The following is a 6429-nucleotide window of genomic DNA, read 5'->3' as shown; positions in this document are numbered from 1 at the left end:
GTTACTTGTATAATTATGTATCATAGAAAATATCCTTTTTTGTACAGATTATACCATAGATTCTAAACAGGTTCTTAAACTATAAAAAAGAAACTTGCGCTTATGCACAAGTTTCTTTTCAAAAACATCCTTATTTTTTTACAACTTCATGTCCACCGAACTGATTACGTAGTGCTGAAACTACTTTTCCATGGAATGTATCATCTTCCTGAGAACGATAGCGCATAAATAATGACATCGCGATTACTGGTGCCGCTGCTTGTAACTCAAGCGCAGTTTCAACAGTCCATTTCCCTTCTCCTGAAGAGTTCATTACACCTTTAATGCCATCAAGTTTAGGATCATCTGCAAATGCTTTTTCAGTTAAGTCCATTAACCAACCGCGGATTACTGATCCGTTCGCCCATACTTTTGCAACATCTTCATAATTGAAATCAAAGTCACTCTTATCTAGTACTTCAAATCCTTCAGCAATTGCTTGCATCATGCCGTATTCAATACCGTTATGAACCATTTTTAAGAAATGACCACTACCAACGCGGCCAGCATAAGAATAGCCATTTTCTACTGCTAAATCTTTAAATAAAGGTTCTAATTGGTCGTAAATTTCTTTTTCTCCACCAACCATTAAACAAGCACCGGATCTAGCTCCTTCTACACCGCCAGATGTACCGATATCTACATAATGTAATCCGAAGCTTTTTGCTTCTTCAGCACGGCGTAACGTATCTTTATAGAATGAATTTCCACCTTCAATAACGATATCACCTTCATCTAATAACGGATACACATCTTTTAATACTGACTCTACAACTTCTCCTGCAGGCACCATTACCCAGATCGTACGAGGAGCTTCTAATTCAGCGATCATTTCTTTTAATGTATGACGTGCAGTAATTCCTAGTTTTCCTGCCTTTTCTACAAGCTCTTTATTTACATCGTATACAACTACTTCATGCTTGTCTTCATGTAAGTGTTCAGCTAATGGGAATCCCATTTTTCCTAATCCAATTAATCCTAGTTTCATATTAATCAATCTCCTATTCTATACAAATATATTTAATATCGAAATTAGCCCAAGTGCTACTACAGATAATATAGTCTCCATTGCAGTCCATGTTAATAACGTTTCTTTCACAGTCATTCCGAAATACTCTTTAATCATCCAAAATCCTGAATCATTCACGTGTGATAAAATTAATGACCCTGCACCTGTTGCAAGTGCTAATAATTCAACATTTACACCTGGTGTACTTGCTGCAATCGGCGCAACAATACCAGCTGCTGTCATCATAGAAACAGTTGCCGATCCTGTCGCAACTCGGATAAGTGCAGCAATTCCCCATCCAAGTAATATTGGTGAAATATGTGATTCTTTCGCCATTTCAGCAATTGTAGTACCAATTCCAGAATCTAATAATACCTTATTAAATGCACCACCAGCACCAATTACTAACAGTATGTTTGCAATTGGCCCAAGGCAATCATTTGTAAATTGTAATACTTTATCTTTAGAAAATCCTTTTGCATAACCAAGGCTAAAGAAAGAATAAATCGTTGCAATTAATAAAGCGACTATTGGATCTCCAATAAAGTGTAACACTTGTGCAAGTTGACTCGTTTTATGTAACGCTACTTCAGCAATGGATGCACCAAGCATAAGAAATACTGGAAGTAAAATAGTAAACAATGTATTTCCGAAGCTAGGAAGTTCTTTCTTCTTATCTCTTTCAATAAATTGCTCCGCTATATCTAATGGTACTTCCTTATGTATACGAGCACCAATCCATTTCCCGTAAAGTGGACCTGAAATAATTGCAGTTGGAAGTCCGACAATTAACGCATATAAAATTGTCTTCCCTACATCTGCTTTAAAAATACCCACTGCCGCCATTGCCGCTGGATGCGGTGGGACAAGTCCGTGTACGACTGACAGTCCTGCTACTAGCGGAATACCGATTGTAATAAGTGATACCCCAGTTTCTAACGCAATTGTAAATACTAACGGAATTAATAGGACGAATCCAACTTGGAAAAATACCGGAATCCCTACTAAAAATGCAACGAACATCATCGCCCAGTGAACTCGTTTCTTCCCAAAACGATTAATTAATGTGTTAGCGATACGTTCAGCACCGCCAGATTCGGCCATCATTTTTCCAAGCATCGTTCCTAGTGCTAAAACTATCGCTAAAAAGCCTAACGTATTACCAAGCCCTAGTTTAATAGAATCAATAATCCCTGGATCTTTTGGTGAAGTTCCAATTAAAGGCATTCCCATTGCTAAACCTACACCAATTGCTGTTAAAATTAATGCGACAAATGGATGTCATTTTACTACCGTAATAAGTAAAAGTAGTATGACAACTGCCGCTAGTACGATCCCAACTACCATTTCTCCCAATCCCCCTATTGTTTACGTTGGAAAGCAGCTATACAATCAAATTCTTCTTTCAAGCGATTGTAAAGTCGTTCATACATATAAAACATTTCTAAATATATAGCCGTATTTTCTTTATTCGGTACATGGTGATGGACAATATCAATCCAATCCTTTACCTCTTCAAGAGAATCAATTTTTCCTACAGCATATAAAGCAACTGCCGCTGCCCCAAGCGCAGATGCTTCATGACTTTCAGGTACAAACAATTCTTTTCCCATCATATCGGACAACATTTGTCTCCAAAATGCAGATTTTGCAAACCCTCCTGAAACTCGTATTTCAGTAAGTGGCCCTGTACAATCCCTGATTGCGAGTGCTACTGAATATACACTCATACAAACACCTTCCATCACTGCACGTATAAAATGTTCTCGTTTATGTTGAAGATTGATTCCAAAGAATGTACCACGAGCGTTTGCATTCCAGTAAGGTGCGCGTTCTCCAGATAAGAAAGGTAAGAACAATAGCCCATCCGCTCCAGCTGGTACGCTTTCTGCATATTTAATTAATAAATCATAAGGATCAATGCCGAGCTTTCTTGCTACTTCTTGCTCTGGACTACCAAATTCATCACGTAACCATCTCAGTAATATTCCGCCGTTATTCGTTGGACCACCGATTACCCAGTGCTCATCTGTTAATGCGTAACAAAACGTTCTCCCTTTCTCATCTGTATTTATATTTGATGAGATTGTTCGAACCGCACCACTCGTTCCAATCGTAATTGCAGCCGCACCCGGTGATATCGCACCAACTCCTACATTTGCAAGAACCCCATCACTTGCTCCGATGACAATTGGTGTTTCTGCACTTATCCCCATCTTCTGTGCTAATTCTGGCTTCATACCTGATAAAATATATGTAGTGGGTACAGGGCTTGATAATTGTTCTGGTGACATATGTAACATAGTCAAAACATCTTTATCCCAGTTTAATGTTTCTAAATTAAATAACCCTGTAGCAGAAGCAATCGAATAATCAACTACGTAGCGTGAAAATAATTGGTAAATCACATACTCTTTAATGGAAATGAATTTATAGGCACTTGTATATAACTCTGGTTCCTCTTCTTTCATCCATAACAATTTAGAAAGTGGTGACATCGGATGAATCGGTGTACCTGTACGTCTATAAATTTCATGCCCATTCATTTGTTGTAATAATTTTTCTGATTGCTTCGTACTTCGATTATCTGCCCAAATGATAGAACGCGTTAATGGCGCACCATTTTCATCTACTGCAATTAATGCGTGCATAGCTGTACTAATACCGATTGAAGAAATATCTTCTGGTAATACATTACCTTTTTCAATGGCAACGCTTACACTTTTGTATACAGCGGCACATATTACATCAGGATCTTGCTCAGCCCATCCTACATTCGGTTGAATAATTGGGTAATCGATTGCATGTGATGCAATGACTTTTCCTTTTTCTGTGAACACAACCGTTTTTGTACTTGTGGTACCGATATCAATCCCGATTACTCTCCCCCTTGTTTCCATGCGAATCTTCCCTTCATTTCTAGCAAAATACGATTTAGTAAACCGTTTACATGAATTAGTATATAAAATATTTTTTCATTTATCAATTTATAAAAAGAAAATTTTTTTCACAACAAAAAGTAAATCCCCTCATTCCATTTCACTTATATACTAAATTTAGCTTTTCCGTGCGGTAAAATTACGTTATATTCTTTACGCAATACACTCTTTCCTCTCATTAACAACACATACATAGTCCTCCATACGTTCTACTCATTTGCATGAAAAAGCGTTGAAAAGCAATATTCATTTTTAGGGATCACGTTACATAACCATCAAGCCAAGAAAAGTAACTACCCGCAGAATGAGAATTCTGTGCATTTTGCTCTTGTTTATTGCTTTAGATTCACTAGTCCTTTTATCTTGATAAACATAGAGCGCGGCCCCCCTGCTATCACTTTTTTATCTTGTAAATATATCTTACATACTATAAAATTTAATAGTATTTTTATTTTTCAGAAAAATAAAACAATAATGTAGAATTTATTGTATAATGTTGTAAAAAGATGTCGGAGGGATTTAATGTTAAATAAAATATCTCAATTCACAATTAAGCTTTCATCAATTCTTTTATCACTCTTACTATTATTAAATTTACCTTATTTATTTATCACTCAACAAGGGTTTACCTTTCAACCAATTTATTTTTTTAATCAGATCGTTACCATGTTAAAACAGGTCTTCTCCCCTGAATCATTAGTGATTATAGGATCAGACCCGAAGTTTGGCCATTTCAAAAAAACATCATTATTTCCAACTGTTTTAGAACCTTACCTATATTCATTCACTATATTATTTTTAGCCTTTTTTCTTGCTCTCTTTCTATCATCTAGCATGGCATTTTTTTATTTTTTAGCGAAAGATTATATAAAAAAATGGATAAACCGAATTGTTTTCATATTAGAAGCTGTCCCTGATATGATGATGATGATTTGTTTGCAAATATTCTTCATATGGGTACTTCAAAAATTCGGGGAATCTCCTGTCACTATTATTTCTTTTAATGAAAATCGAGCTTATTTACTCCCTATTTTATCATTAGCTGTCTTACCTACATTACAAATGTTTCGGATGATGGTGTTATACATAAAAGAAGAAGAAGGAAAACATTACGTAGAGGTTGCATATGGAAAAGGCCTTTCATCAAGTTATATACTCTGCATTCATTTATTCAAAAATATATCTATCCACTTCTTTCACCATTTAAAAACGATTTTTGTTTTCTTACTTTCTAATTTATTCATTTTAGAATTTGTTTTTAATATGGAAGGCATTATTCAATTTCTATTTAATAAGGCGTTTGTTTCACCTCCCGCTGCATTTATCATACTTGTTATGATTATTTTACCGTTTTATGCCATTTTCCAAATAGTCTCATTCATGATGAATAGATGGAAAAAGCAATTGAAAGGAGTATCATTATGAAATCTATTTGGAAATCAAAACGCTTTTTAATCGGCTTTACTTATCTATTCATACTTATTTCAGCTAGTTTTATTTATAGTTGGTTCTTTAAAGATAACATCCCAAAACCTCCTCAGTTACTTTACAATGACAATAACGAATTACTTGGAAAGGCCCCCTTTCCGCCATCGTTAATTCCACCTTTTGGATCTGATCGTTTTGGAGAGTCTGTTTTCTTACAAATTGTAGAAGGAGCAAAATTCACTATTTTATTAGCCGTAGCAATTAGCTTCTTTCGAATTTTATGCGGAACATGTATAGGAATCCTCTTAAGTTTATATGCTCCAAAACTCAAGAGATTTTTCCAGTCATGCTCAGAAGTTTTTTATTATATTCCAACTCTATTTATCGCATTCATACTCATCACGCCCGTTAATATTATAATCACATCAAATGCTGATGGGGTAGATCCAAATATTTCATTTACGTTTTATCAAGTACTCGTACTTATTTTCGTCGCTCTGCCTACACTTTCTTTATACATATCCTCAGAGGTTGATGAATTTATGAAACAAGATTACATCTTAAGTTCACAATTACTGGGGGCTAGTCGTTTTCATATTATTAAAAAACACTTACGAGTCTTATTACTTGACCGCTTATTTGTATTATTTATGGAACATATCGTCCAAACACTCATACTCGTTATCCATTTAGCGTTGCTTAACATTGTAATTGGCGGCATACAAATGCGTGAACTCTATGACGGAGTGCTCAAACCTGTTTCTCTATCTAATGATTGGGCAGGTCTTATTGGATTAAATCGTAATGAAATGAATCTTTCATGGTGGATTATTTTTTATACTCTCGCTTCATTCTTTATTACGATTCTATTTATTAAGCTTATGACCATCGGGATTCAAGATGCACTGAAAGCAAGAGATTCGCAAATTGTAGCAATTCAAAACGTTCCAGATCATAAAAAATTTGTTAAACATAAAGATTCCTTTTCGTTTGCAAATAAAGTAAACCTTTAAT

At 35.3% G+C, this 6429-nt stretch carries 4 protein-coding genes and 1 pseudogene; 2 read left to right on the top strand and 3 right to left on the bottom strand.

Features of this window, described 5'->3' with window-relative positions:
* Positions 1–130: 130 nt before the first annotated feature.
* The 3 genes and pseudogenes from gnd to gntK all read right to left on the bottom strand — a co-directional run bounded on the left by gnd (position 131) and on the right by gntK (position 3948).
* Positions 131–1027, bottom strand: coding sequence for a phosphogluconate dehydrogenase (NAD(+)-dependent, decarboxylating) (gene gnd, locus ACQRBL_RS10865; protein ID WP_411996411.1), 897 nt, complete (start codon positions 1025–1027; stop codon positions 131–133).
* 18 nt (positions 1028–1045) lie between these two features.
* A pseudogene (locus ACQRBL_RS10860) lies at positions 1046–2395 on the bottom strand (GntP family permease).
* A gap of 14 nt (positions 2396–2409) precedes the next feature.
* A complete protein-coding gene (gntK, locus tag ACQRBL_RS10855; RefSeq protein WP_411996412.1) occupies positions 2410–3948 on the bottom strand; it encodes a gluconokinase in 1539 nt (512 codons plus the stop codon).
* Positions 3949–4509: 561 nt separating this feature from the next.
* On the opposite strand from gntK, the gene ACQRBL_RS10850 reads away from it, so the two are divergent.
* Complete coding sequence (locus ACQRBL_RS10850; RefSeq protein ID WP_411996413.1) at positions 4510–5412, top strand: ABC transporter permease subunit; 903 nt, start codon at positions 4510–4512, stop codon at positions 5410–5412.
* Complete coding sequence (locus tag ACQRBL_RS10845) at positions 5409–6428, top strand: ABC transporter permease (RefSeq protein ID WP_000836572.1); 1020 nt, start codon at positions 5409–5411, stop codon at positions 6426–6428. The genes ACQRBL_RS10850 and ACQRBL_RS10845 overlap by 4 nt, the downstream gene beginning before the upstream one ends.
* The last annotated feature ends 1 nt before the right edge of the window (position 6429 follow it).

Source organism: Bacillus sp. AF62, from assembly GCF_050312695.1.
Taxonomy (GTDB): domain Bacteria; phylum Bacillota; class Bacilli; order Bacillales; family Bacillaceae_G; genus Bacillus_A; species Bacillus_A cereus.
This window is presented reverse-complemented; position numbering and strand designations above follow the sequence as displayed.